The sequence below is a fragment of the Nocardioides sp. Soil774 genome (assembly GCF_001428125.1).
Taxonomy (GTDB): domain Bacteria; phylum Actinomycetota; class Actinomycetes; order Propionibacteriales; family Nocardioidaceae; genus Nocardioides.
Genome location: NZ_LMSM01000005.1, coordinates 426105 through 451403, shown reverse-complemented (window position 1 = coordinate 451403; position 25299 = coordinate 426105). Strand labels below are relative to the sequence as shown.

The 25299-nt window shown below is 73.2% G+C and carries 20 protein-coding genes and 1 pseudogene; 6 read left to right on the top strand and 15 right to left on the bottom strand.

Annotated features, from left to right (window positions below; all coding sequences use genetic code 11):
• Positions 1 to 95: 95 nt before the first annotated feature.
• From ASG76_RS04975 to ASG76_RS04965, 4 genes are read right to left on the bottom strand one after another with little or no spacing between them, the layout of a single operon-like run.
• Positions 96 to 3518, bottom strand: a complete 3423-nt coding sequence (locus ASG76_RS04975) for an error-prone DNA polymerase (RefSeq protein WP_056600772.1) — start codon at positions 3516 to 3518, stop codon at positions 96 to 98.
• Positions 3519 to 3533: 15 nt separating this feature from the next.
• Positions 3534 to 3707 carry a hypothetical protein gene (locus ASG76_RS19550; RefSeq protein WP_235529409.1) on the bottom strand — a complete coding sequence of 58 codons (174 nt, stop codon included), beginning with the start codon at positions 3705 to 3707 and terminating at the stop codon, positions 3534 to 3536.
• A gap of 28 nt (positions 3708 to 3735) precedes the next feature.
• On the bottom strand, positions 3736 to 5106 hold the full coding sequence (locus ASG76_RS04970; protein WP_235529423.1) for a DNA polymerase Y family protein: 1371 nt from the start codon (positions 5104 to 5106) through the stop codon (positions 3736 to 3738).
• Between the two features lie 16 nt (positions 5107 to 5122).
• On the bottom strand, positions 5123 to 5797 hold the full coding sequence (locus ASG76_RS04965; RefSeq protein ID WP_056600771.1) for a hypothetical protein: 675 nt from the start codon (positions 5795 to 5797) through the stop codon (positions 5123 to 5125).
• Between the two features lie 312 nt (positions 5798 to 6109).
• On the opposite strand from ASG76_RS04965, the pseudogene ASG76_RS19835 reads away from it, so the two are divergent.
• Positions 6110 to 7441: pseudogene (locus ASG76_RS19835) on the top strand (DUF222 domain-containing protein); the annotation flags it as partial.
• Positions 7442 to 8543: 1102 nt separating this feature from the next.
• On the opposite strand, the gene ASG76_RS04950 reads toward ASG76_RS19835, so the two are convergent.
• Together ASG76_RS04950 and ASG76_RS04945 are read right to left on the bottom strand one after the other, a co-directional pair.
• Positions 8544 to 10223, bottom strand: coding sequence for a long-chain-fatty-acid--CoA ligase (locus tag ASG76_RS04950; RefSeq protein WP_056600765.1), 1680 nt, complete (start codon positions 10221 to 10223; stop codon positions 8544 to 8546).
• A 28-nt stretch (positions 10224 to 10251) separates the two neighbouring features.
• Positions 10252 to 11895 carry an ABC-F family ATP-binding cassette domain-containing protein gene (locus ASG76_RS04945; RefSeq protein ID WP_056600764.1) on the bottom strand — a complete coding sequence of 548 codons (1644 nt, stop codon included), beginning with the start codon at positions 11893 to 11895 and terminating at the stop codon, positions 10252 to 10254.
• Between the two features lie 115 nt (positions 11896 to 12010).
• Here ASG76_RS04945 and ASG76_RS04940 point away from each other — a divergent pair, with 115 nt between their 5' ends.
• From ASG76_RS04940 to ASG76_RS04925, 4 genes are all read left to right on the top strand, one after another.
• A complete protein-coding gene (locus tag ASG76_RS04940; protein ID WP_056600762.1) occupies positions 12011 to 13426 on the top strand; it encodes a WS/DGAT domain-containing protein in 1416 nt (471 codons plus the stop codon).
• A gap of 52 nt (positions 13427 to 13478) precedes the next feature.
• Positions 13479 to 14072 carry a phosphatase PAP2 family protein gene (locus ASG76_RS04935; protein WP_056600761.1) on the top strand — a complete coding sequence of 198 codons (594 nt, stop codon included), beginning with the start codon at positions 13479 to 13481 and terminating at the stop codon, positions 14070 to 14072.
• 85 nt (positions 14073 to 14157) lie between these two features.
• Positions 14158 to 15726, top strand: a complete 1569-nt coding sequence (locus ASG76_RS04930) for an ArnT family glycosyltransferase (protein ID WP_157558947.1) — start codon at positions 14158 to 14160, stop codon at positions 15724 to 15726.
• On the top strand, positions 15723 to 16946 hold the full coding sequence (locus ASG76_RS04925; protein WP_056600757.1) for a hypothetical protein: 1224 nt from the start codon (positions 15723 to 15725) through the stop codon (positions 16944 to 16946). Before ASG76_RS04930 ends, ASG76_RS04925 begins: the two co-directional genes overlap by 4 nt.
• Here the strand turns inward: ASG76_RS04925 and ASG76_RS04920 are convergent.
• The 9 genes from ASG76_RS04920 to ASG76_RS19545 form a co-directional block, all read right to left on the bottom strand.
• Complete coding sequence (locus ASG76_RS04920) at positions 16918 to 17673, bottom strand: class I SAM-dependent methyltransferase (protein ID WP_235529408.1); 756 nt, start codon at positions 17671 to 17673, stop codon at positions 16918 to 16920. The genes ASG76_RS04925 and ASG76_RS04920 overlap by 29 nt on opposite strands.
• Positions 17670 to 18863, bottom strand: coding sequence for a dTDP-4-amino-4,6-dideoxygalactose transaminase (gene rffA / locus ASG76_RS19015; protein WP_162254079.1), 1194 nt, complete (start codon positions 18861 to 18863; stop codon positions 17670 to 17672). Before rffA ends, ASG76_RS04920 begins: the two co-directional genes overlap by 4 nt.
• 23 nt (positions 18864 to 18886) lie before the next feature.
• A complete protein-coding gene (locus ASG76_RS19240; protein ID WP_162254078.1) occupies positions 18887 to 19612 on the bottom strand; it encodes a sulfotransferase family protein in 726 nt (241 codons plus the stop codon).
• 20 nt (positions 19613 to 19632) lie between these two features.
• Positions 19633 to 20643: a glycosyltransferase family 2 protein gene (locus ASG76_RS04905; protein ID WP_162254077.1), complete on the bottom strand. Its 1011-nt coding sequence runs from the start codon at positions 20641 to 20643 to the stop codon at positions 19633 to 19635.
• Positions 20644 to 20654: 11 nt separating this feature from the next.
• The gene (locus ASG76_RS04900; protein ID WP_056600749.1) at positions 20655 to 21749 is read right to left on the bottom strand and encodes a phosphatase PAP2 family protein; all 1095 of its coding nucleotides are present in this window, start codon (positions 21747 to 21749) and stop codon (positions 20655 to 20657) included.
• Positions 21746 to 22387 carry a DedA family protein gene (locus ASG76_RS04895; RefSeq protein ID WP_056600747.1) on the bottom strand — a complete coding sequence of 214 codons (642 nt, stop codon included), beginning with the start codon at positions 22385 to 22387 and terminating at the stop codon, positions 21746 to 21748. The genes ASG76_RS04900 and ASG76_RS04895 overlap by 4 nt, the downstream gene beginning before the upstream one ends.
• A gap of 177 nt (positions 22388 to 22564) precedes the next feature.
• Positions 22565 to 23827: a hypothetical protein gene (locus ASG76_RS04890; RefSeq protein ID WP_056600745.1), complete on the bottom strand. Its 1263-nt coding sequence runs from the start codon at positions 23825 to 23827 to the stop codon at positions 22565 to 22567.
• Positions 23828 to 24016: 189 nt separating this feature from the next.
• Entirely contained in the window at positions 24017 to 24178 is a 162-nt protein-coding gene (locus ASG76_RS19005) for a hypothetical protein (RefSeq protein ID WP_157558945.1), read from the bottom strand.
• Positions 24175 to 24609, bottom strand: coding sequence for a MarR family winged helix-turn-helix transcriptional regulator (locus tag ASG76_RS19545; RefSeq protein ID WP_056600744.1), 435 nt, complete (start codon positions 24607 to 24609; stop codon positions 24175 to 24177). Before ASG76_RS19545 ends, ASG76_RS19005 begins: the two co-directional genes overlap by 4 nt.
• A gap of 171 nt (positions 24610 to 24780) precedes the next feature.
• Here ASG76_RS19545 and ASG76_RS04880 point away from each other — a divergent pair, with 171 nt between their 5' ends.
• On the top strand, positions 24781 to 25215 hold the full coding sequence (locus tag ASG76_RS04880; RefSeq protein ID WP_162254076.1) for a sigma factor: 435 nt from the start codon (positions 24781 to 24783) through the stop codon (positions 25213 to 25215).
• Positions 25216 to 25299: the final 84 nt, after the last annotated feature.

Sequence of the window (25299 nt, the reverse complement as noted above, 5' to 3'; positions counted from 1 at the left end):
CGCACCGCTCGCCGGCGTGCTCGGACCTGGGCGGTGCGTGAGGAGGGTTCTGAGGCTCGAAAAGCCGCCTCACKCACCGCTCGCGCGACGGTTCCTCACCGGAAGTCGCGCGAGGACGCCCGCGACTGCAGCACCGCACCGGCGCCGGGCACCACGACGTCGATGGCCTCGACCCGGTCGGCGATGAGGTTGGTGACGCCCTCGTTGCGCTCGAGCCGGCCGCGGACCACCACGGCGACCCGGTTGCGGGCGGCCTGCCGGTGGACCTTCATCACCCCCACCGAGCACACGACGTTGAGCATGCCGGTCTCGTCCTCGAGGTTGAGGAAGGTCACGCCCATCGCGGTGCCCGGCCGCTGGCGGTGCGTGACCAGCCCGCCGACGTGCACGCGGCGCCCGTGCTCGACGTCGGCGAGCTCGCCGACCGAGCGCACGCCCGCGCGACGGAGCTCCTCGCGCAGGTGCTCGACCGGGTGCCGATCGGGGGAGATGCCGGTCGCCCACAGGTCGGCGAGGGTGATCTCGGGCTCGCTCATCCCGGGCAGCGACGGCGCCGCCGGTGCGGGCGTGGTGCCGGGCAGGTGCTCGGCGGCCTCGGAGAAGCCCGCCGCCCACAGCGCCTCGCGCCGGTCGAGCCCCCAGGCGGCGAACGCCCCCGCCGTCGCCAGCGCCTCCAGCTGCGCCGAGGTCAGGCCGGCGCGACGGGAGAGGTCGGTGACGCCGGCGAACGCTGCCTCCTCGCGCGCTGCGACGATCCGGCGCGCCACGTCGAGCCCGATCCCGCGCACCGAGTCGAGCCCGAGGCGTACGGCGAGTGCTCCGTCGCGACGGTGGGCGGGCACCGGGTCGGGCGTGCCGGGCACCCACTCGGTGCGGGTGAACCGTGGCCGGCAGCACTCCTCGAGCCCCGTGGCAGCCACCGGGCCCACGACGGCTCCTTCCAGGTCGGCCTGCGCGGAGGACCGCGTCACGTCGGGACGGCGTACGTCGACGCCGTGCCGGCGCGCGTCGCCGACCAGCGACTGGGGGGAGTAGAAGCCCATCGGCTGGTTGCGCAGCAGCCCGGCGAGGAACGCTGCGGGGTAGTGCAGCTTGAACCAGGAGGAGGCGTAGACCAGCAGCGCGAAGGACAGCGCGTGCGACTCCGCGAAGCCGAAGTTGGCGAAGGACAGGATCTTCACGTAGATCGAGTCGGCGAGGTCGCCGGTGATCCCGCGCTTCGCCATCCCGGCGTAGAGCTTGGCCTTGACCGACTCGATGCGCTCGACGCCCCGCTTGGAGCCCATGGCCCGGCGCAGCAGGTCGGCGTCGTCGCGGCTGCAGTCGCCGAGGGTGACCGCCATCGCCATCAGCTGCTCCTGGAACAGCGGCACGCCCTTGGTGCGCTCGAGCACCGGCACGAGCTCGGGGTGGTCGTAGGTGATCGCCTCCTGCCCGGTCGCCCGGCGGACGTAGGGGTGCACGGCGCCGCCCTGGATCGGACCGGGCCGGATCAGCGCGATCTCGATGGCGAGGTCGTAGAACTCGCGCGGACGCAGCCGCGGCAACGTGCCGATCTGGGCGCGGCTCTCGACCTGGAAGACCCCGATCGAGTCGGCACGACACAGCATGTCGTAGACCGCGGGCTCCTCCTTGGGCATCGTCGCGAGGTCCCACCGCTCGCCGAGGTGCTCGGCGACGAGCCGCATCATGTGGTCGAGCGCGCCGAGCATCCCGAGCCCGAGCAGGTCGAACTTCACCAGCCCCATCGACTCGCAGGCGTCCTTGTCCCACTGCAGCACCGTGCGCTTGTCCATCCGCCCGCGCTCGATCGGGCACACCTCGCCGATGGGCCGCTCGGTCAGCACCATCCCGCCGGAGTGGATGCCGAGGTGGCGCGGCGCGCCCATCAGCTCCTCGGCCAGCGCGACCACCGGGGCGGGCACGTCGTGGGCGTCGGGGTCGCCACCCGATCCGAACTGGTCTCCGGCCACCACCGACTTCCAGCCGTCGATCTGCTTGGACCACGCGTCCTGCTGGCCGGGGGAGAAGCCGAGCGCCTTGGCGGCGTCGCGCACGGCCATCCGCGGGCGATAGCTGATGATGTTGGCGACCTGGGCGGCGTTGCGGCGGCCGTAGGTGTCGTAGACCCACTGGATGACCTCCTCGCGCCGGTCGGAGTCGAAGTCGACGTCGATGTCGGGCTCCTCGTCGCGGTGCGCGGAGATGAAGCGCTCGAAGGGCAGCTGGTAGAAGACCGCGTCGACGGCGGTGATGCCGAGGGCGTAGCAGACCGCCGAGCTCGCGGCCGACCCCCGGCCCTGGCACAGGATGCCGCGCTCGCGGGCGAAGGCGACGATGTCGTGCACGATGACGAAGTAGCCGGCGAAGTCCTTCTCCGACACCACCCGCAGCTCGTGCTCGAGCCGCTCGCGGGCCGCCGCCTCGTGGGGCACGCCGGCGTACCTCTCGGCGAAGCCGCGCTCGGCCAGCACCCGCAGCCACGAGTCGGCCGTGTGGCCCTCGGGGATCTGCCGCTTGGGCAGCGCGGGGGAGGCCTTGCGCAGGTCGAAGGCGAGCTCGTCGGCCAGGGTGACGCTGCGCGCCACCGCCCTGCGTCCGAGGTCATGGGCGTACGCCGCCAGCGCGGCGGTCGTCTCCGCGCCGCTGCGCAGGTGGGCCGAGGCCGAGAGGTCGAGCCAGCCGTCGAGCTCGGCGAGGCTGCGGCGCGCTCGCACGGCCGCCATCGCCGAGGCCAGCCGGTGGCGGTGCGGGGTGGCGTGGTGGACGTTGCCCGCGGCGACGACGTCGAGCCCGTGGTCGGTGGCCAGCCGCGCGAGCGCGGCGTTGGTCGCGTGGGCGCCCGGGCGCGGCGAGAGCTCCACGACGACGTGCTCGAGGCCGAACAGTGACGTGAGGCGGTCGAGCTGCTCGGCGGCTGCGGCCTCGCCGCCGGCGGTCAGCGCCTGCCGCACGGTGCCCTTGCGGCAGCCGGTGAGCACCACCCAGTGCCCGCGACCCCGCTCGCCGAGCTCGTCGAGGTCGTAGACCGGCCGCCCCTTCTCGTCGCCGCGCAGGTGCGCGTCGGTGATCGCCGCGGCGAGCCGGTGGTAGCCCTCGACGCCGCGCGCCAGCACCAGCAGGTGGCTGCCCTCGGGGTCGGGCACGCCGTTCTGCGGGCCGGTGAGGCCGAGCGACAGCTCGGCGCCGAAGACGGTGGGCAGGTCGTAGGCCGCGGCGGCCTCGGCCAGCATCGGTGCGCCGTAGAAGCCGTCGTGGTCGGTGATCGCGAGCGCGTGCAGGCCCAGCCGCACCGCCTCCTCGACCAGCTCGGCCGGCGACGAGGCGCCGTCGAGGAAGCTGAAGTGGCTGTGGCAGTGCAGCTCGGCGTAGGGCGTGACCGCGGTGGGCCGCTCGATGGGCCGCGCCTCGGTGGTGCCGCGCTTGCGGCGCGACACCGGGGCGTCGTCGGCTCCGGGCAGGCCGCTGAGCCGGCGCTCGAGCTCCTTCCAGTGCATGGCGGGGTTGTTCCAGCCCATCAGTCCCTCCGCCGATCAGTCATAGCCGGCCTCCAGCGACCAGCCCTCGGGAGCGCGCAGCAGCAGCCACGCGCGGCCGTCGGCGCCGACGACCTGGAAGCGGGCGGCGATGCCCGTGCCGCCCGACCACCAGCCCTCGTCGGTCGGCCACGGCCCCGCCCACGCCGTGACGGGCTGCCACGGAAGCACCCCGCCCCCGACGCGGAATCGCCGCGGCTCACCCGTCACCACACCGCGGTCGGTGACCCGCACCTCGCGTCCCGCGTCGTCGACGACCTCGGCCGGGGGGGGGAGCGGCGAACACGCGGACCGGCGCCGGCCCCGGCACCCGTCCGGGCCACGGCCGGTCGACCGGGCGCAGGTCGACCGCACGCTCGCCCCACGGCACCAGCGCCTGTCGGGCCGCCGGGCTGCGCCCCCCCTGCAGCACGGGACGGCGTACGGCGTCGAAGCCGACCATGCCCTGCACCCGGGCCACGCCCCGCTCGACGAGGTCGTCCGAGGCGCTGCCCCACAGCGCCTCGCCGTGCGCGGCCGCGGGCTCCACCACCTCGGGCACGAACCTGACGCGCTCGATCGGCGCCCGCACGGCACCCGTCTCCTTGCGCGCGCGCAGGGCGCTGGCGGCCCCGCTCGTGGACCCGGCCGACTGCAGCTGCCAGTGCACCCGGTCGACGAGGTCGCGCGCGCTGAAGTGGCGCGGGTGCAGCCAGGTGCGCGAGGAGCAGACCACCCCGTCGGCCTCGGCCTCGACGCGCACCCCGGTCGCCACCAGCTGGTGGTGGGCGAGCTGGGTGACGAAGCGCTCGGCGGTGGTGCGGCTGCTGAAGGTGATGGCCTCCACAGAGTCGAGCGGGGGCTCGAAGACCACGTCTGCGTCGAGCTCGGGCGGCGGGGTGCGGGCGGCGAAGAGGGCCCGCTCCTCGCCCCTCGCGCGACGCCGCACGGAGGCGCCGTAGGTGCCGAGCCGGTGCTCGACGGCGTCGCCTGGCAGGTCGGCGAGGTCGCCCAGCGTGCGCAGCCCGAGCCTCTGCAGCAGGCCGACGAGCTCGCGACCGCGAGGCCCGTCGTCCTGCAGCACGTGCACGGGCAGACGGCGCAGGAACGCAGGCGACCCGCCCTCGTCGACGACCACCCACGACTGCACCTCGGCGGTGCGGGCCGCCTGCTCGGCGGTGAAGAGGTCGTCGGCGATGCCGACCCGCACGTCCCACACGCCGCCGTCGACCAGGGCCTGGCAGGCGGTCGCAGCGGCGGCGGTCTCCGTGCCGTACCAGCTGCCCGGGGCCCGGACGGCGAGCAGCCCGGGGCGCAGCGCGGCGACACCGGGGCGCAGGTCTTCGATGATCCCGAGCACCCGCTCGAAGGCCCGGGCGTCTCGGTCGGGGTTGGCCGGCAGCAGCACCAGCTCGGGGCACCGGGCCTGGGCGTCGCGACGGCGCTGGCCGCGACGCACGCCCTCCGCGCGGGCGGGGCCGTTGCACACCTCGACGAGGTTGGCGTGCAGGACCGCGGCGGGGGAGCGCAGCGACCCCTCGGCCTCCTCGAGCGCGGCGACCACCGACCAGTCGGGGCACCACACGACCATCACGCGCACGGCAGGCTCACCCGGACGCCCGGATCTCGCGGACCCGCTCGACCTCGCGGGCCTCGATGCGAGCAGCTCCCGGCCAGGCGAGGTCGGCGTGCTGCGGCGCGCGCGCCCCACGGCGTACGACGACGCGCGCCCGACGCTCCTCCAGCTGTCCCGTCCCCGAGGCGAGGCCGGTCCACACGGAGCGCTCCACGCTCAGCCGGGCCTCCGCGCGGGGCCAGTCGCCCTGCACCACCAGCACCGACGAGCGCGTGCGAAGCCGGGACTCGAGGAGGCCGGCGGTGCGCTCGCTCACCGACGCGGGCGGGCGCAGCACCACCACCCGGAGCACGTCGACCAGGGCGGCGGTGACCTCGAGCCAGTGCTCGCCCGGGTCGGGGACGAGCACGGTGCGCGAGAGCTCGACGCCGAGCTCGGCGGCGGCCTCGACCCCGAAGTCGGCGCACCCGGCGAACCCCACCCACTCACCGGCGCGCGAGGCCCCGGCGACGAGCGCGAGGGCGAGGGAGGCCGAGTCGACGGCGTACGTCGAGCCGGCCTGCAACGGCACCAGGTCGGCGAGTACCGGCAGGGTGGCGACCGGCTGCGCTGCGGGTCTACGCTCCATCGCGGCCACCCGTTCGCGCAGCTGCTCGACCACCGAACGCCCGGGGTCGAGCGCGGTGATCGAGCGGGCGGAGGACATGGGTCCATCGTCGAACAAGTGTTCGAACGAGTCAAGTGAAGCGGACTGGTCGCATTGACTCGCCGAGCGAGCCGGCCATTGGGGTTGAGTGGACCCTTGCAATCATATCCGAACAGGCGTACGATGGGGCGAGCACGCTGATCCGGAACGGGTCCCACGTCTGAGGTGACGAGGACCCCGGGGTCAGGACAGTCACCCATAGAACCCGTCGTGGTGCTGACGGGATGCCTTGCGGCTCACCGGTGACGACCCGGCAATGGTGCCACCAGTCATGCNGGAGCGGCTGGGCACCCCCGTCGTGGTGCTGACGGGATGCCTTGCGGCTCACCGGTGACGACCCGGCAATGGTGCCACCAGTCATGCCTCACCGTTCTCGCCCCGGATCCTGGGCGGTGTCCAGTGAGTGCGTGCGAGGAGGTGGCCCCCGTGGATCGAGTGCATCCGATCATCGAGTGTGCGGCCGACGTCCGGGCCGCGCTGAAGGGTGCCGCGTCGGTGGAGCCGGCGTTCATGACGTTCGAGGAGAAGCGGTCCGCGCTGGTCGCGTTGACCGAGGCGCGGTCCCAGCTCGACGCGCTGAGTGTGCGGGTGCTGGCCGCCTCTGACGAGGTGGGCGAGGAGCAGGGTCTGCGGGACTCAGCGGCGTGGCTGGCCGTCGAGACCCGGGTGACCCGGGGCGCGGTGCGGCGTGACCTGGCGCTGGGGCGGGCGCTGGGGGAGCACGCCCACGTCGCGCAGGCACTCACCTCCGGTGGGCTGCGCACCGAGCAGGCGCGGGTGATCGTGGAGGCGGTTGGCGCGCTCCCGGCGCGGGTGGATGGCGAGACGCGTGAGAGGGCGGAGGCGATGCTGGTCGGGCTCGCCGCGCAGCACGACGCGCGGGAGCTGCGGCAGATCGGGAAGCGGATCCTGGACACCGTCGCCCCGGAGGTGGGGGAGTGCCACGAGGAGTCCGTGCTCCAGGAGGAGGAGTCGCGGGCCGACGCGGCCGTCGACTTCACCCTGGCCGACGACGGGTTGGGGAGGTGTCATGGCACGTTCACGGTGCCGTCCCGGGTCGGGAAGATGCTGAAGCGGCACCTGCTGGCGTTGGCGAACCCGGCGCGGCACACCGAGGCCGAGCTGCGTGACGAGACCGGCGGGTGGAAGCCGATGCGGCGTCGGATGGGGGAGGCGCTGGTGGAGTACGTCGAGCGCTACCCGGTCGATGCTTCCCCGCAGACCGCGGGGGTGAACGCCACGATCGTGGTCACCATGACGTTGGAGCAGCTGCTGGGTGAGCACGCGACCGCGCTGCTCGACGATGGCACCCGCATGTCCGCGGGTCAGGCCCGCCGGCTGGCGTGCGAGGCCGCGATCATCCCGGTCGTCCTGGACCCGAAGTCGCAGCCCATCGACCTCGGGCGCGCGGCACGGTTGTTCACCAAGGCGCAGCGCATCGCCCTCGGTCTGCGCGACGGCGGCTGCACCGCCCGCGGCTGCGAGACGTCCGCGTCGGGCTGTCACGCCCACCACGACGACCCGTGGTCCCGGGGCGGGCTCACTGACCTCGCCAACGGCCGGTTGTTGTGCCCGCGCCACCACCGTCTGGCCCACGACTCCCGCTACGCCATGACCGTCCACGCCGACAACAAGGTCGAGTTCNGACCTCGCCAACGGCCGGTTGTTGTGCCCGCGCCACCACCGTCTGGCCCACGACTCCCGCTACGCCATGACCGTCCACGCCGACAACAAGGTCGAGTTCGCCAGGCGCACGTAGGCCGAAAGGCTCCACGGCCCGCCGTCCAGGTCTGAGCGCACGTCGCGCAGGCCGTCCCTTCGAGCACGCCATGAACCTGTGGGAGCTCTCGGTGAGCTTCGCGATGGCGACTGCGGAGGCACGGCCTTCGCCCCGTCACGCTCGAGGTTGACCGAGTCCGAGTTCGAGTCCGCGGTCGATCGTCGTGGGTCAGGCGACACAGGACGGCGGAGACGCCCGCACATGGCGCGATCAGCTCGACCGGCTCTGCCGAGGTGCAGGCCTTCATGGAAGGCTTCCTGAGGCCCACGTACTACGGGCCGGAGCTCGACACTTCCGCAGCTTCGTCCCTCGCTTGCCGGGTCGCGGCGACGATGAGCGCCTTGCGCATGCGCTCCCGGGCCTTCTCCTTCGCAGCCACCAGGGCCAGATGGGTCGCGAGGGATCTGGATGCCGCCGTGCGGTTTCGGACCGTCGCCCTGCGCGACACGGACCGATTGAGCCGCCTTGTCGCCGTTGCGGGGTTGGACACCCCGTCCGGGCACACATCAGTGGTCACCTTCACGGACGCTATGGCGGTGCCCTGTCTCCGCACCCGAGCATCCGCTGTGAATCCTGCCCCAGCGCGCGTCACGCGGAGCATCTCCACCTCTGTGAACCGCACCGTCACCGACGAGGCGAGAACCTCCCTCGAGCTTTCCGTATCCGGACAGACTCGCGCGCTCACGCGTGGCTGTCCGGCCGCGGCAGGGGCGCCAGGGAGCATTGCGACAACCAGCGCCACCAGCACCATCACGAGCGTTTGCCGAGCTTGAACCGGACCGTTCAGCACAGTGACCTCCCATGTCGGGGCCACCCTATGCACGTCCGACCTCGCTCCACGCCGACGCACCTGTCAGGCGGGGGAGGGCCCAACCTCGCCGAGGCGGTGGGGGGAGTCCTGCTGCTCGTCGGGGTGCTCGTCGCGCTGCGCGTGCGAGGGCGCGCGCAGCCGGGTGCAGCCCGGACTCACGCCTCCGTGAGCCGGGCCACCACCTCACGGCGCAGCACCTTGCCCATGGGGTTGGTGGGCAGCTCGTCGACGAACACGACCCGTCGCGGCACCTTGTAGGCCGTCAGCGACTCGCGTGAGTGGGCCCGCAGCTCGTCCGGCAGCACGGGGACGCCCTCGACCGTGACCACCGCGGCGACCACCTCCTCGCCGCCGTCCTCGTGGGGGAGGCCCACGACGGCGACGTCCAGCACGCCGGCGTGGGTGCGCAGCACGGCCTCGACCTCGGAGGGGTAGATGTTGAACCCTCCGGTGATGATGATCTCCTTGATCCGGTCCACGATGGTCAGGAACCCGTCGGGCGACATGGTCACCACGTCGCCGGTGCGGAACCAGCCGTCGTGGAAGGCCGCAGCCGTCTCGTCCGGCAGGCCGCGATAGCCGGGGAAGACCTGCGGGCCGCGCACCAGCAGCACGCCGCGCTCGCCCAGGGCGACCTCGCGGTCGAGGTCGTCGGGGTCGGCGATGCGGATCTCCACGTCGGGGAACGGCACCCCGATGGCCCCGGCGCGCCGGGCCGTGCTCATCGGGTTGCCGACGATGACCGGTGAGGTCTCGGTGAGTCCGTAGCCCTCGACCAGCAGCCCGCCGGTCGCGCCCTCCCACCGCTCGACGAGGGCGGCCGGCAGCGGCATGGCCCCGGACAGGGCGTAGCGGATCCCCCTGATCGAGACGTGGCGACGCTCGGCCTCGTCGACGATGCGCTGGTAGAGCGGGGGGACCGCGGGCACGAAGCTCGGCACCTCGCGCGCGATCGCGTCCATGATCAGCCCGGTCTCGGGCTTGGGCAGCAGCACCAGCTTCGCGGCCAGCGCCACGCCCAGCAGCACGCTGACCGTCACGCCGTAGGCGTGGAACAGCGGCAGCGCCACCAGGAAGGACTCCTCTCCCTCCCGCAGACCCGGCACCCAGGCGCGGCCCTGCACCACGTTGGCGACGAGGTTGCGGTGCAGGAGCGGCACACCCTTCGGCACCCCGGTCGTGCCGGAGGTGTAGAGCAGCAGAGCCACGTCGTCCCTGCCCGGGCGCGGGTGCGCGGCGTCCAGGGGAGCCGAGGAGGACAGCTCGCTCCACTGCCGGGCCTGTGGCGCCGGGGCGGTCAGCTGGTCCCGGGCGGCACGAGCCCTTGCCACCGGCAGGCGAAGCGCGAGCCGCTTGCGCCACGGCAGCCGGGTGGTCATGTCGACCGCGACCACGTGCTCGAGGGCCGACCCGTCCCGGAGGGACTCGATCACGGGCACGACCTTGTCCCACACGATCGCCACCGTCGCGCCGTGGTCGAGGAAGGGGCGGCGGAGCTCCTCGGTCGTGTAGAGCGGGTTGTGCTCCACGACGGTCGCCCCGAGCAGCAGCACCGCGAAGAAGGCGATCACGTTCTGCGGGCAGTTGGGCATGACGAGCGCGACGTTGTCGCCGGGGCGTACGCCGAGCGCGTGCAGGCCGCCGGCCACCCGCCGCACCTCGTCGTCGACCTCGGCGTAGGTCCAGGTCCGGCCTAGGAAGTCCAGGGCCGGCCGGTCGGGACACGTCTGCGCCGCGGACTCCCACAGGTCGAGCACCGTCCGGTCGCCGTAGTCGAGGTGCAACGGCACCCCCGGGGCGTAGGAGTCTGCCCAGAGGGGCTCGGGAGCGGTCACGTCGCCAACGTATCGCCCCGGCGGCGGCTCAGGCGTGGCGCACGACGACCTGGCCCCCGTCGACCTCCCACCGCTGGTCGAGCCGCACGTTCTCCAGCAGCCGCCGGTCGTGGGAGACGAGCAGCAGCGCGCCGTCGTACGACGCCAGCGCCTCCTCGAGCTGCTGGATCGCCGGCAGGTCGAGGTGGTTGGTCGGCTCGTCGAGGACGAGCAGGTTGACCCCGCGTGCCTGGAGCAGCGCCATCGCCGCACGGGTCCGCTCGCCGGGGGAGAGCCGTCCCACCCGGCTGGTGACGTGGTCGGCCTTCAGCCCGAACTTGGCGAGCAACGTGCGCACCTCGGCCTGGGTCATGGCCGGCACGGCGGCCTCGAACGCGTCGCCGAGAGGCAGCGCGTCGTCAAGGGTGGTGCGGGCCTGGTCGATGACGCCGACCGCGACGGACGCCCCCAGGGAGGCGGAGCCCGAGTCGAGGGTGGCGTGCCCGAGGAGCAGTCTCAGGAGCGTGGTCTTGCCCGCTCCGTTGGGACCGGTGATGCCGATCCGGTCGCCGGCGTCGACCTGCGCGGAGACGGGCCCGAGCCGGAAGTCGCCCTGCGCCAGGGTCGCCTCGTTGAGGGTCGCGACCACCCCGCTCGAGCGCGGCGCCGCGGCGATGTCGAACTGCAGCACCCACTCCTTGCGGGGCTCCTCGACCTCGTCGAGCCGCGCGATGCGCGACTCCATCTGGCGCACCTTCTGTGCCTGCTTCTCCGACGACTCGGTGGCCGCCTTGCGCCGGATCTTGTCGTTGTCGGGGTTCTTCTTCATCGCGTTGCGCACGCCCTGCGAGCTCCACTCGCGCTGGGTGCGCGCGCGCTTGACCAGGTCGGCGCGCGTGTCGGCGTAGGCCTCGTAGGCCTCGCGCGCGTGGCGCCGGGCGACGGCCCGCTCCTCCAGGAACGCGTCGTAGCCGCCGTCGTACACGGTCACCTGCTGCTGGGCCTGGTCGAGCTCCACGATCCGGGTCACGCAGCGGGCCAGGAACTCGCGATCGTGCGAGACGAGCACGACGCCGCCGCGCAGCCCCTGCACGAAGGCCTCGAGCCGCTCGAGCCCGTCGAGGTCGAGGTCGTTGGTCGGCTCGTCGAGCAGCACCACGTCGAAGCGGCTCAGCAGGAGCGCGGCGAGCGCCACGCGCGCGGCCTGGCCGCCGGACAACGAGGTCATGAGGGCGTCGGGGCCGACGTCGAGGCCGAGGTCGGCCAGCACGGGGAGGAGTCGGTCGTCGAGGTCGGCGGCACCGCTCGCCATCCAGCGGTCGAAGGCGACGGCGTAGGCGTCGTCGGCGCCCGGCTCGTCCGACCCGAGCGCGGCGGCGGTGGCCTCCATCGCGGCGGTCGCCTCGGCGGCACCGGTGCGGCGCGCGACGTACGCCGCCACCGTCTCGCCCGGCACGCGCTCGTGCTCCTGGGGCAGCAGCCCGACGAACGCGTCGCGCGGCGCGCAGCTGACCGAGCCCGCCACCGGAGCGGCAGCCCCGCCGAGCAGCGACAGCAGGGTGGACTTGCCCGCACCGTTGGCGCCCACGACGCCGATGACGTCGCCGGGGGCGACGGTCAGGTCGAGGCCCTCGAACAGGATGCGGTGACCGTGCCCTCCGGACAGGTCCTTCGCGACGAGCGTGGCGGTCACGGGCGCGAGCGTAGTCGTCAGCGGGGCAGCCCCGAGAACTGGTGCGCGACCCGTGACCTTCGCCCCTGTCGAGGTGGCCGGGCGCCGACGACGCTGGGGGCCGGGAGGTGCTCCGATGGGCGAGCGACGACGGCTGGGTGCGCAGGACGCGCTGTGGCTGGAGATGGACGAGCCGGGCAACCTGATGGTGGTCGACAGCCTCTTCTGGACCGCGGAGCCGATCGACTGGGACGCGTGGACCGTCGTCGTGGAGGAGCGCCTGTGGGAGCGGTTCCCGGTCTTCCGCAGCGTGGTGGTGCGCAGCGACGGCGGCTGGTGGTGGGAGGAGCGGCCGGACGCCAGGTTCGAGGACCGGCTGGAGCGGGTGGTGCTCCCCGACCCCGGTGGGGACGCCGAGCTCCAGGCGCTCATCGCGTCGCGGCGCACGGTGCCGCTCGACCGTGAGGAGCCCCTGTGGCGCGCCGTGCTGGTCGACGGCTACCGCGGCGGCAGCGCGGTGCTGTTCCGGGCCCACCACGCCATCGCGGACGGCATCCGCATGGTGCAGCTGACGCTCAGCGTCTTCGACCCGGCGCCCGACGCACCACCCCTCGCCGACGTACGTCCTCACGACGGAGCCGCGCAGGTGGTCGGGCCGGTGGTCGGGCCTGCCCCCGCAGGCGGCGGCGTCGTCGGGACGGCCCGCGCCTCGGCCCGGCTCGCCCGCACCCTCGTGGCCAACCCCGTCGGCGGGGCGCACACCGCGCTCGGCGCCGGTCGCTCGCTCGCGGGCGCGGTCCTGGGCAGCGTGCCGGGCGACGTGGACACCGTCCGCAAGCTCGTCCTCGGCACCCGCAACGACGCCACCCGCTGGACCGGGTCGGTCGGGGAGCGCAAGGCGATCGCCTGGTCCCCGCCGATCGCCCTCGACGCCGTGAAGGCCGTCGCCGGGGCCCACGCCGCCACCGTCAACGACGTCCTGGTGACCTGCGTCGCCCAGTCGTTGCACGACTACCTCGCGGGCCACGGGACGGTGTGCCGCAGCGTGACCTGGGACGTGCCGGTCAACCTGGTGCCCTTCGACCCGGCGCTGCCCGTCGAGCTGGGCAACAGCTTCGCGCTCGTGCAGCTCGAGCTGCCCACGCACCTCGACGACCCGCTGCGCACGCTCGGCGTCGTACGCCGTCGCATGGGCCGCATCAAGTCCGGCCACGAGGCCGTCGTGGACTTCGGCGTCCAGGCGGTCATGTCCCGGCTGAGCAGGCGGGTCTACCGCTTCTCGGTCGACCTGCTAGCCAACCGCGCCGTCGGCGTCCTCACCAACGTGCCCGGCCCTCAGGTGCCGCTCCACGTCGCCGGTCGCAGGATCGAGGGGATGATGGGCTGGGCGCCGCTGACGGCGGACCAGGTGATGAGCTTCACGATCTACAGCTATGACGGCAAGGTCTTCGTCGGCATCGCCGCCGACGCCGGCCTGGTGCCCGACCACGAGCAGGTGGTGGACGGGTTCGTCGACGCGTTCCACGCCCTCGAGCGGCTGACGCTGCGCTGATCCCGCCCGCAGGAGTGGGGCGCCGTCGGAGGCCGCGCGGGAGGATGGGGTCGTGGGACCAGACGAGGAGCGGCGGCGCGGCGACGCGGTCCAGTGCGCAGCAGCGCTCGCGACCGTGGTGCTGGCTGGCCTCGTGGCCGACCGGCACCCGACGGCCGACCGTCGGGTCTTCGCCGCGCTCAACCACCACGAGTCCGACCCCGCGGTGCTGCGGGTGGTGCAGCAGCTCGGGATCCCGTGGGTGCTGCCCGGCACCGCCGTGGCCGCGGTCGCGACGGGTCACCGCGGGCTCGCGCTCGCCGCAGCGCTGGCCCTGCCGGTGGAGAAGGCGCTGGAGGTCGGCATCAAGCAGGTGCGGACCACACCCCGGCCCCTCTACGTCGAGCCGACCGTCCTGCGTGACGACGCCCCCGTCGAGGGCGGGTCGTTCCCCTCGGGTCATGCCGCCATCGCTTTCACCGCCGTCCGACTCGTGGCGCCCTACGTGCCGCGACCGCTGGCCGCGTCCCTGTTCGGCTGCGCGGCGGTGGCTGCGGGCGTGCGGGTCTCGCAGGGCGCGCACCACCCGGTCGACGTGGTCGGCGGTGCCGCTCTCGGTGTGGGCATCGGCGCCGGGCTGACGTACGTCGCTGCCCGCACGCGCTGAGCTCATGGCGAGCGCGCCGGTGCCGCTCGACGACGAACCAGAGGGAGGGGTCCGGCGCCTCGGACGCGAGGCTAGGGTGAGGCGCGTGCCTCCTCCCCACGACCGGCGCTGGACCGCCCGGCCACCAGGGGAGGGCCGGCTTCCGCGGGTCGATCCCCTCACGTTCCTGGTCGGCGTGGTCTCGGCCCTCGTCTACACCCTCCACGGCTTCCACGGTGCCCTGACCCGCGACCTCGGCGTCTACAGCTATGCGGGCCAGCAGGTCGCTGACGGGGTGCCTCCCTACGTCGGCATCCTCAACCGGGCCGGGCCGCTCGCCCACGCGATCCCCGGTGTCGGCGCCCTGGTGGCACGCCTGTTCGGCACCGACGAGCTCGTCACGATGCGCGTCGTCTTCATGCTCATCGCGACGGCCGCCGTCTGCACGATCTACGTCCTGGGCCGCGACCTGCTCGGCTCGCGCGCGGCGGGGCTGGTCACGGCGGCGACGCTCCTGTCCTTCCACGGCTTCATCCACTACGCCTCCAGCGGGCCGCGCGAGAAGACCCCGATGACGCTGTTCGTCATCGTCGCCCTCTGGGCGCTCACGCACCGCCGCTGGTTCACCGCCGGGGTCTTCACCAGCCTCGCGACGCTGTGCCTGCAGACCGCGTTCTTCAGCACCTTCGCCGCCGTCGTGGCGGCCGTGATGCTCCTGCTCGGCGGCGCCGCGCGACTGCGTGCCCTGGGCCGGGTGGCCGTGGGCGGCCTGGTGCCGGTGGCCCTGCTCGCCGTGTGGTTCGCGCTCGCGGGTTCGCTGCGCGAGGCGATCGACGGCTTCTACGTCATCAACCGCCGCTACACCGTGCCCAACCCGGTGACCGCCGACCTGGAGCGGGTCTGGCTCGACCTCGACGCGGCCTACGGCGTCACGGTGTGGCTGATGCTCGCCGGCGTCGTCGCCTTGGTGCTGCTGACCGTCGCCGTCGCGGTGCCGCGCGCCCGGGCGGCGTACCCGGCGCTGCGGGCGCTGCCCGCCATGACGACAGGTCTGCTGGCGGGTCTGGCGTGGACGCTGAAGGACTACGACGCGTGGCCCGACCTGTTCCCGGTCCTGCCGTTCGCGGCCCTCGGGGTCGGCGCGGCCGTCGCGGTCGCGGTACGCCGTCTCCCGCCGCGACCGCAATGGGCGGTCACGGCCGTGGTCGCGGGCGCGTGCGTCGTGCTGGGAGCGGTCTATGCCGCCTCGGCCCGCGACGACACGCTGCTGGACCAGCGACAGGCCACCGCCGACGTGCTCGCGCAGCTGCCCGACGACGCCACCATCACCTCGATCGAGGCCCCGCAGCCCCTCGTCCTCACCGGACGCACCAACCCGACGCGCTACCAGATGTTCCGCAGCGGCCTCCAGGACTACATGGACGACACCTGGCCCGGCGGGCTCGACGGGTTCAGGCGCGACCTCGTCGCCGACGGCCCCGACCTCGTCTCGGTCGGGGAGACCGTCTCGATGACGTGGCGGGCCTCGCTGCAGCCCGACTACGTCTTCGTCGGCCGGGCGCCGATGTGGGAGTGGTACGCCCGTGCCTCGCTCGGCGAGGAGACGATCGCGAGGCTGCGCACCGCCGCCGGCTACGACCCGGACGACCCGCTCGCCCGCACCGGGCCGCGATGACGGCGGCGCGGCGCGGCGCGGTCGCGCTCGCAGCCGGCTCCGTCCTCAGCGGGCTGCTCGCCTACGTGCTCTTCGCCCTCGTCACGCGCGGCATCGGGTCCGAGGCGGCGGCGCCCGTGTCGGTCCTCTGGACTCTGTGGGCGCTGGTCAGCGCCGCCTTCACCTTCCCTCTCCAGCACTGGGTCACCCGCAGCGTGGCGGCCGGTCATGAGGGCGAGGTCAGACGTGCGGCCGGGCGCGTGGCCACGGTGGTGGTCGCCGCGGCCGTCGTGATCGGCGTGGTGACGTGGCTGCTGCGCGAGCGGCTCTTCCACCGTGACGACGCGTGGTTCCCGGTGCTGGTCGTCCTCGTGACGCTCGGGTCGGCGGCCGTCGGCGTGCTGCGCGGCACGCTTGGGGGGCGCGGCCGCTTCGTGGCCGTCGGCGTGAGCCTCGTCGCCGAGAACGGCCTGCGCTGCCTCATCGTGGTCGCCCTGCTGTTGTCCGGCGTGCGTGACCCGGAGCTGCACGGCCTCGCGCTCGCGGCAGGCGGGTTGATCGCGCTGTGGCCCTCGGGCTGGCGGTTCGCCGACGCGGGCACCGCCCACGGTGGCGCGCTCGCGTTCCTCGGCGGCGCCGCGGCCGGGCAGGTCGTCGCGCAGGGCGTGCTGACCGGCGGCCCGGTGCTCCTCGCGCTCTTGGGGGGCTCGCCCGTCGAGGTCACCTCGACCTTCGCTGCCCTCGCGCTCTTCCGGGCGCCCTACCAGGTCGTGCTGGGGGCACTCCCGCAGCTCACCCAGCAGGTGACCGTCCACGTCGTCGCGGGGCGCCTCGACCGGCTCCGGGCGATGGGGCGCGCGCTGGCGGTGGTCACCGTCGTGACCGCCTGCCTGGCCGCGGCCGTCGGTGCCGTCGCAGGCCCCTGGCTGCTGCGGCTGGTCTTCGGCGGCTCGGTGGTGGTGTCGTCGACCGTCGCAGCCCTGGTCGCGGCGGGGTGCACCCTCGCGGTGGCCAACGTCGTGCTGATGGTGGCGGCGCTGGCGGGTCACCGACCGTTGCGGGTGACGGCGGCCTGGGGCGTCGCCCTCGTCGCCGGTGCGGTGGCCGTGGTCGTGCTGGCCGGTGCCGCGGCCGTGGAGCGGACCTCGACGGTCTTCCTGCTCACCGAGGTCGTCGCCACCGGCGCCCTGGCGCTCGCCGCGTGGACGTCGCTCAGGCTCGGGTCGCTCCGGCGGGCTTGACCGCGGCGAGCAGCACCGAGGAGCCGTAGGGCAGGTCGCGGCGCTGCAGCAGCCGGGCGTCCGCGGCGCACAGGCCCATCAGCACCCGGTCGACGCGCGGCGAGACCTGGGGGAGCCGGGTGTCGCCGGCCGGCGGGGGAGACAGCCGGCGGCGCAGCCGTTCGGCGACGAACAGCGGGAACACCCCGGTGAAGGCGTACGTCGCCCGCGCCACCCGCATCCCGCCCTCCTCGACCAGGTCGACCAGCTGCGCGCGGGTGTAGCGGCGGTGGTGCCCGGCCTGGACGTCGTGGTCCGACCACGCCCACTGGTAGGCCGGGACGGAGAGGAGCATCCGCCCCCCGGGCACCAGCACCCGGGCGAGCTCGGCGATCGCGCGGGCGTCGTCGGCGCAGTGCTCGACGACGTCGAACGCCGAGACGACGTCGAACGTCGCGTCGGCGAACGGCAGCTCGGTGGCCGACCCGCACACGCCCTGCCCGGGCACGAGCCCCTCGGGCAGCAGGTCGAGGCTCACGTGCTGCTGCTCGCCACGCATCCACCCCACGCTCGGGGCGTCGGCGCTGCCGACGTCGAGCGTGCGGCGCGGGGTGCCGAGGTGGGGGCGCATGACGACGTCGAGCAGGTCCGAGCGGGCGCGGTGCCACCAGTAGCCCTGCTGGCGCAGCGACGACGACCCCCGCTGGACGGGCGCGTCGGCGCCCACCGACCGGGATCCGTCGTTCACCGGTTCGAGAGGGTCGCGGTCGCGGCGTCGAGGAAGGTGGTCGTCACGCGGTCGCGGTCGGGGTGGGAGATGTTGTTCCAGAACGGCAGGCGCAGCAGGCGGTCGCTGATGTCGCGCGAGACCGGACAGTGCGTCTCGCGCACGGCGAAGGACCGTCCCGCGTCGGAGGCGTCCAGCGGCTGGTAGTGGAAGGTCGCCTGCACGCCCGACTTGCGCATCAGCTCCAGGACGTCGTTGCGGCGGTCGCGGTCGGGCAGCAGCACGTAGAACATGTGGTGGGCCGAGGTGCGGTCCGGCGGCACCCGCATCAGCTCGAAGCCGAGCTCGTCGACGTACGGCGCGAGCGCGGCCTCGTAGTGCTCGTGCAGGGCGCGACGCTTGCCCTGGATCACCTCGCGCATCTCGAGCTGCGCCAGCAGGTAGGCGGCGAGGACGTCGGAGAGGCCGAACGAGGAGCCGGTGTCCTTCCAGGTGTACTTGTCGACCTGGCCCAGCATGAAGGCGTGCCGGTTGGTGCCCTTGTCGTAGAGCACCCGCGCCCGCTCGACGTCCTCGGGGTCGTTGAGCAGCAGGGCGCCGCCCTCGCCGCACACGAAGTTCTTGGTCTCGTGGAAGCTCAGGGTCGCGTAGCGCCCGAGGCTGCCGAGGGGCTGGCCGCGCCACGCGCCGAAGAGGCCGTGCGCGTTGTCCTCGACGAGCCGGACGTCCGGCCAGTCGGCGAGCACCGCCCGGATGCCGTCGACGTCGCAGGCGATGCCGGCGTAGTGGACGATCACGACGGCCCGCACGTGCTCGTCGAGCAGCGTCGCGAGGTGCGCGGGGTCGAGGCCGAGGGTGACCGGCTCGATGTCGCAGAACACGAGGCCGGCGCCCTGCCGGGCGTAGGCGAGACCGGTGCTGGTGAACGTGAAGGACGGCACGATGACCGTGTCGCCGTCGGTCAGGTCGAGCAGCATCGCCGACAGCTCGAGGGCCGCGGTGCAGGAGGTCGTCATCAGCGCCTCGGCCGACCCGGTCTCGGCCGCGAGCAGCTCGGCCGCGCGCCGCGTGAAGTCGCCACCCGAGGCGAGGTGGCCACCGCGCACGGCGTCCTGGACGTAGTCGAGCTCGCGCCCCTCGACCGACGGCAGGTTGAACGGCACGTCGGGCAGCTCCTGCCCGAGGTCGTCCTGAGCTGGTGCGAGTGCCACGTGTGCCTCCCGGTCGTCGTCGGTCACCACGGCAGCGACCTGCCGAGCTGCGCCGCCAGGGCAGCGTCGCTCGGCTCGAAGTACTCCTGCAAGGTGCCCCGCAACGCCCCGCTCAATACGGGCCGGTCGCCGGTGCTCTGGTTCACGGGTCCGCCGGTGGGCGCCGGGGCCCTCGCGGGATCGACGCCGAGCGCGGTCATCAGCCCCGTGAGGACGGACGGGTCGACCAGCAGCTCCTCGAGGAAGAGCACGTGCGTCGAGCCGGGGAACGTCGACGTCCACGGCGGGAGGTGGTCGGCGTACCTGCCACGGCGGAGGTAGGCGAAGGGGGAGACCGACGCGGTGGTCGGGTCCCACGGCTGCTCGTCCCCGAGGTCGGCGAGCAGCGCCTCCTCCAGGCCGCGGGCCTCCAGGCCGTGGTCGGTGCTGAACCGCCAGTGGCTCACCGCGCGCTGCACCGGGTCGCGCAGCAGCACGACCACGTGCGCGTCGCCGAGCACCGTCGCGGCGCGGGCCGGGGTGGCGGGGTCCTCGAGATAGCTGGTGCTCTTGTCGAGGAGCAGCTGGTCGTCGCGGGCGTGGGCGAACCACGTCCCGACGTACCAGTCGCGCCCTCGCGCGGCGAGGTCGGCGTCGCAGAACACCTTGGGCTCCGGGCGCGGGGGACTGGCGACGGCGATGTCGGGATGGGCGCCGAGGGCCGTGGCGAGGTACGTCGTCCCGCAGCGCTGGGCGCCCGCGAGCAGCACGTGACGAGGCTGGGCCGCGATCACGACGAGACCCGCTCGGACACGTGGTAGGTCGTGACGGCGCTGACCGCGTTGAGGGTGCGCACGACGTACTCGCCCAGCATCGACAGGAGCATGATCACCACGCCGTTGAGCACCGCCAGGAGGACCGCGATGGTGGTCCAGCCGGGCACGACCGAGTCCACGAAGAACGATCGGGCGAGGTAGAAGATGCCGAGCAGGAAGCTCAGCCCGGCAACGGCGAACCCCAGGGCCGCGGCGGCGCGGAGGGGGAAGACCGAATAGCTGAAGAGGATCGTCAGCACCAGCGAGGCGATGCGGCGCAGGCCGTAGTTGCTGACGCCGCTCGCCCTCGGGTCGTGGCGGACCAGGACGTCGGCGGGGTCGTGGGAGAACATCAGGGCCTGGCCGGTGATGTAGGGGTGGGCGGTGCGGGAGCCGCAGATCCGGTCGACCACGTCGCGGCGCAGGATCCGGAAGTTCGACACGGCCAGGCCGGGCGGCTGGTCGAAGACCCGGCGGTTGACGGCCGAGATCGCCCGGCTGCCGAGGCGGCGGTAGCCGCGGGCCTGCTTGCGCTCGAAGCGGCCGAAGACCACGTCGTGGCCCTCCATGGCCTTCTCGATCAGCAGCAGGGCCTGGTCGGGTGGGTTCTGCAGGTCGTCGTCGAGGGTGATGACGAAGTCGCCGGTGGCCTCGCGCATCCCGGCCAGGTTGGCGTGGTGCTGGCCGTAGTTGCGCAGCAGGTCGAGCGCGACGACGTGGGGCGAGCGGCGTGCGCGCTCGGCGATGACGTCCCAGCTGCGGTCGCGGCTGCCGTCGTTGACGAGCACCACCTGGTAGCGCAGGCCGGCGGTCTCGAAGACCTCCACGACCCGGTCGATCGTCGTGCCCACGACGTCCTGGCTGTTGTAGACGGGGATGACGACGGAGTAGCTGAAGTCGGACGGGCGCGAGCTCCCCGGGGCGACGCGGACGCGAGCGACCTCCTCCTCGCCCACCACGCGCTCCTCTCGTCCGTACGCCGTCACCCGGCGGATCCTCACCACCCTATGACCCCGGGCGGGGTCGCTGTCAGTCCCGGAGGGTGAACAGCCGGCGTCGTGGGCACGGGCCCGCCGGCCGGTGGCCGTCCGCGGACGCCGACCGTGCGCGGGGCGAGCCACCACGCGAGGGCGGCGATGGCGAGGCCGGCGGGGACGTCGACCGCGAAGTGCCAGCCGAGGTAGACCGTGGCCACCATCGTCCCGGCCAGGAACACGCCGAGCGCGATCGTCGTACGCCGTCGCCGGTGCCACCACGCGAGCCCGAGGATCGTGGCGGTCACACCCACGTGGAGGCTCGCGAACGCCGAGACCTGGGCGAAGGCGTCGCCGGCCTGCGGGTGCGCGAGGAGGTCCGCGCGCCCGACGAGGTAGCGGGCCTGGGTGTCCTGGATGACCGTGTGCGGGAGACCGGCGAAGTCGCCGGGCTCGGCGTGGAACGGTCCCAGCGAGGGGATGAGGTAGTAGCTCGCGGTGCCCAGGACCCACGCCCACACGAGCGCCGCGATCCCGACGTAGGCGTCACGGACGCGGGTGGCCATGACCACGGCTGCGGGGACGGCGACGATCACCAGGCTCGAGAACGTCTCGTACCAGGCGGTCAGCACCCAGGCTGCGGCGTGCTGTCCCAGGAGGTCGTGCAGCAGCACGGCCGGGCTGTGCCCGAGGAACAGCCAGCGGTCCCACCCGGTGAGCATCGCGTCGCGCGGGTCGTTGAGGACGTCCCAGCTCTTCAGGTTGCGATAGGTGAAGTAGGTCAGGTGGTAGGCCAGCAGCGCGGCCCATGCCAGCGCGAGCCGGTGCGGGGTCCACCGGGTGCGGACGGTCGACCACAGGCGTCGTGCGGTGCGCGGGCGCCCGGTGCGCCTGAGTGCGTCGAGGACGAGCAGGCCGAGGAAGACTGCGAGGGTGACGAGCAGGCGGCGCGCCAGGACCGTCCCGTGCGGGTCCCGGAAGGGGATCTCGACCTGCGCCGACCGGGCGACCCCGAGTGCGAGGAAGCACGCCACCACGACCCACAGGCGTGCCGTGCGGCGCCAGGCGGAGCGGGCTGCGGACCCGACTGGCGCCTGGTCGACGACCGCGGCGGTCATGGGCGGACCGGGTCTCGGTGGTGGTCCACGGAGGCGTGGGACCTGCGGCGGCGCAGCGCACCCCGGACGACGACCAGGGCGACCACCACGGCGGTCGCACCGAGACCGACCAGCGAGACGTAGTGACCGACCGTGTGCCAGCTGGCCCCGGCGAGGTAGCCGGCCACGGCCATCGTGGCGCCCCACAGGGCGCCACCGCTCGCGTTGGCCACGGCGAATCGCCGGTAGGGCATGTGCGCCATGCCGGCCATGCCGGGGATGACCACCCGCAGGGCGGCGGTGAACCGGCCCCCGAAGACCGCCCAGCCGCCGCGGTGCTCGAGGGCCCGCTCGGCCCGGTCGAGGTGCTCGGCGCGGACGAACCGACCCACGGTGGAGTCCAGGATCTGTCGACCCCAGCGGCGGCCCACGACGTAGCCCACCGCGTCGCCGGCGATCGCCCCTCCCGCGCCGGCCAGCACCACCCCGGCGAGCGGGACGTGGCCGAGGCCGGCCGACACCCCGCCGAGGAGGACGGCCGTCTCGCCCGGGAAGACGAAGCCGAGGAAGGCCGAGGACTCCAGGGCCGGCAGCGCGAACACCACCAGCAGCGCCAGCCACGCCGGCGTCGCCAGCAGGTGCTCGACCAGGCCGGTCATCAGTCCTCCCTCGGTGCGGCGACGACCCGGGAAGGGTCCCGCCTCGCTGCACACCGTAGGCGCCGGCGCATGAAGCGCGCATGAAGCGCCCATGAAGTCGGCCCGAGGAGGTGGCAGGGGCCAGGTCAGGACCCTGCTTGCGGGCATGGACTCGATCGCCGCCTGCGCAGACGTGACTCAGCCGAGGGTGGTCAGCAGCGTGGCCATGGCCTTGTCCTCGGCGGCCCGGTCCGGGCTGGTCGCCCGGACGGACGTCAGGACCTGGTCGATCTCGGTGTCGACGAAGGTCCACGCCTGGCAGCTCTTCGGCTGCAACGAGGCCTCGTCGTCGTCCCACGCGGTCTCGAGGTCGGTGACCCGCGCCTGTGCGCCCTGCTGGTCACCGGAGTCCACCAGCTTCTGGGTGTCCTGCACGATCGTGCGGTAGCCCTGCACCGACTGGGCCGGGAAGTCCGCGGACACCTGCTGGGTGGCCTTCGCCTGGTCGAGGGGCGCGCCCTTGCTGCACGACGGGGCCGGGCCCTCGTCGGCCAGGGCGCTCTGGTGGGGTTGGGCGTTCGCCCAGGCGAGCAGGGCGACGGTCGCGACGGCAGCGGCGACCAGCACACCCAGGGTGGCGCGCCGGCGCTGCGGCGTGGTCTCCGGGACGTAGGCATCGGCCTCGTGGTCCTCGATGACGTCTGCCTTGGTGATCGACAGGTAGACGACTGTGGCGAGGATCGCGCCGAGGAAGATCAGGCTGGTGCCGAAGACCCCGATGCCGAGGCCCTGCTCGCCCTTGGGGAGACCGAACCAGTCACCGATGTTGGCGCCGAGCGGACGGGTCAGGATGTAGGCCACCCAGAAGGTGAGCACGACGTCGGCGCCCAGTCGCCACAGCAGGGTGACGAGCGCGATCAGTCCGAGGGGCAGCAGGATCGACAGGCCGGGACCCCAGCCCGTCAGCTCGAGGGTCCAGTCGCCGGTCGCGGTGCCGAGGGCGAAGGTGACCAGGACGGCGAACCAGTAGAAACCCTCGCGCGGCGTCGAGACGATGCTGTGGATCGACAGCGTCCCCTCCTTCGCGTACCAGACGCCGAACGTCACGGCGAGCAGGACCGAGAAGACCGTCGTGCTGATCCAGAGCGGCACCCCCAGCTGGTCGGTGAGGATGTCGGTGTAGAGCGTCCCGGTGACGCTCACCACGACGACCGTGAGCCAGTACGGAGCGGGGACGTAGCGACGCAGGCGCATCTGTGCGGCCAGCACGACCACGAAGATCACCGTGAACAGGATGGCAGTGTTCACGAGGCCGACCCCGAGGGTCATGTTGATCCAGTCGGCGAAGCTCTCGCCGACCGTGGTGCAGAGGATCTTGATCACCCAGAACCAGATGGTGACCTCGGGGACCTTGTTGAGCATCTGTCGTACGTCGGGGGCGACTCGCGTGCGTTCAGTCATGGCGCCACGGTGCCAACGACCACCTGTCGACAACCTGACCAGGTTCGGGCTCGACGAGCTCGCCGACAAGAAGCTCGTGCGGCGGCGGCAGGGCCGCAGCGGCTGCTCGGCATCGGCGGAGGGGACCAGCGCCGCCACAGGACCGCGGCGGACGTCGCGTGCCCCTGCCGTCAGCTCTCACCCGTCGGGTCACCCTCCGAGCCAGCCCAGCCCTTCCGCCACCTGCTGGAGGATCAGGGCGGTCAGCAGGACCCCCACGGCGGTGGCGGCGATCCCGGCCGTCGTGCGGGTGCGCGCGATCTGCTGCACCTGCGTGATCTCCTTCGCCCGCGCGCTCTGCACGGCGATCAAGGCGTGACGCGGGAGGTGAGGAGGCGAAGGGTGGCCTGGAGTGCCTCGAACTCAGCCTCATCCAGACCGAGCTGGTCCTTCATGCCGCAGTGGATCCGCTCGGCGTGCCGGCGCAGCGACTCACCCTTGGCCGCCAGGGAGACCACGACATATCGCTCGTCATCGTTGTCGCGGCGACGCTCGACGAGGCCGAGCCCCTCCATCCGCTTGAGCAGGGGAGTGAGGGTCCCGTGGTCGAGACGGAGGTGGGCGGCGACCTCCCTCACCGTGAGGCTCTCGTGCTCCCACAGCACGATCAGCACCAGGTACTGCGGGTAGGTCAGTCCCAGCTCGGACAGCACCGGACGGTACGCCGACGTGACCGCACGAGACGCGGCGTAGAGGTCGAAGCACAGCTGCTGCCCGAGCGATGGTGCCGGTGTCGACCTCATGCGAGACATTCTGCCCCACTGCCGGTATGTTGAGCACAATTGTATTGTGCACAATGCGCAATGCCGCAGATGGGGTCTGGGAGGGCACCTGTGGCTACATGTGCGTGTGGAAGTGCCGGTTCTCGGCGCGAGGAGCTGGACGAGTTGCTCGTGCGGTCGGGAGCGGGCGACGTGGACGCCTTCGCGGATCTCTACGACCACCTGGCGCCGCGAGTGTTCGGACTCGTCACGAGCGTCGTGCACGATGTGGCGGTCGCGGAAGCAGTCGCGTGCGAAGCCTTCGTCGACGTGTGGCGCCGCTCGGCCACGTTCGACCGGACGTGCTCCAGCGCCGCCGCCTGGGTCCTGGCGGTGGCGCACCGGTTGGCGGTGCGTGCCAGACGTCAGGTGGTGACGACCTGCGCATGTCCTGCGCTGCCTGCGGCTCGCGACTCGATGCTCGCCCGCAGTGGTCTGTCCGCGGTGCAGGTCGACGCCGTCCGACTTGCCTACTTCTCGGGACTCGACCACCGGCGTGTCGACGCTGCCCTCGCTGGTGACCAACCGGCCGCAGCACTCCTGACCGACGCCCTACGGTTCCTGTCCGCGAGCAGCCCCTCGCGTTGACGGCCGCGGCGCAGGCGGTCGGTACGCCGGTCTAGCCCTCACCTCGGCGCGCTGGCGCTTCGCCCCTGCGGGAGTAGCGTGCGG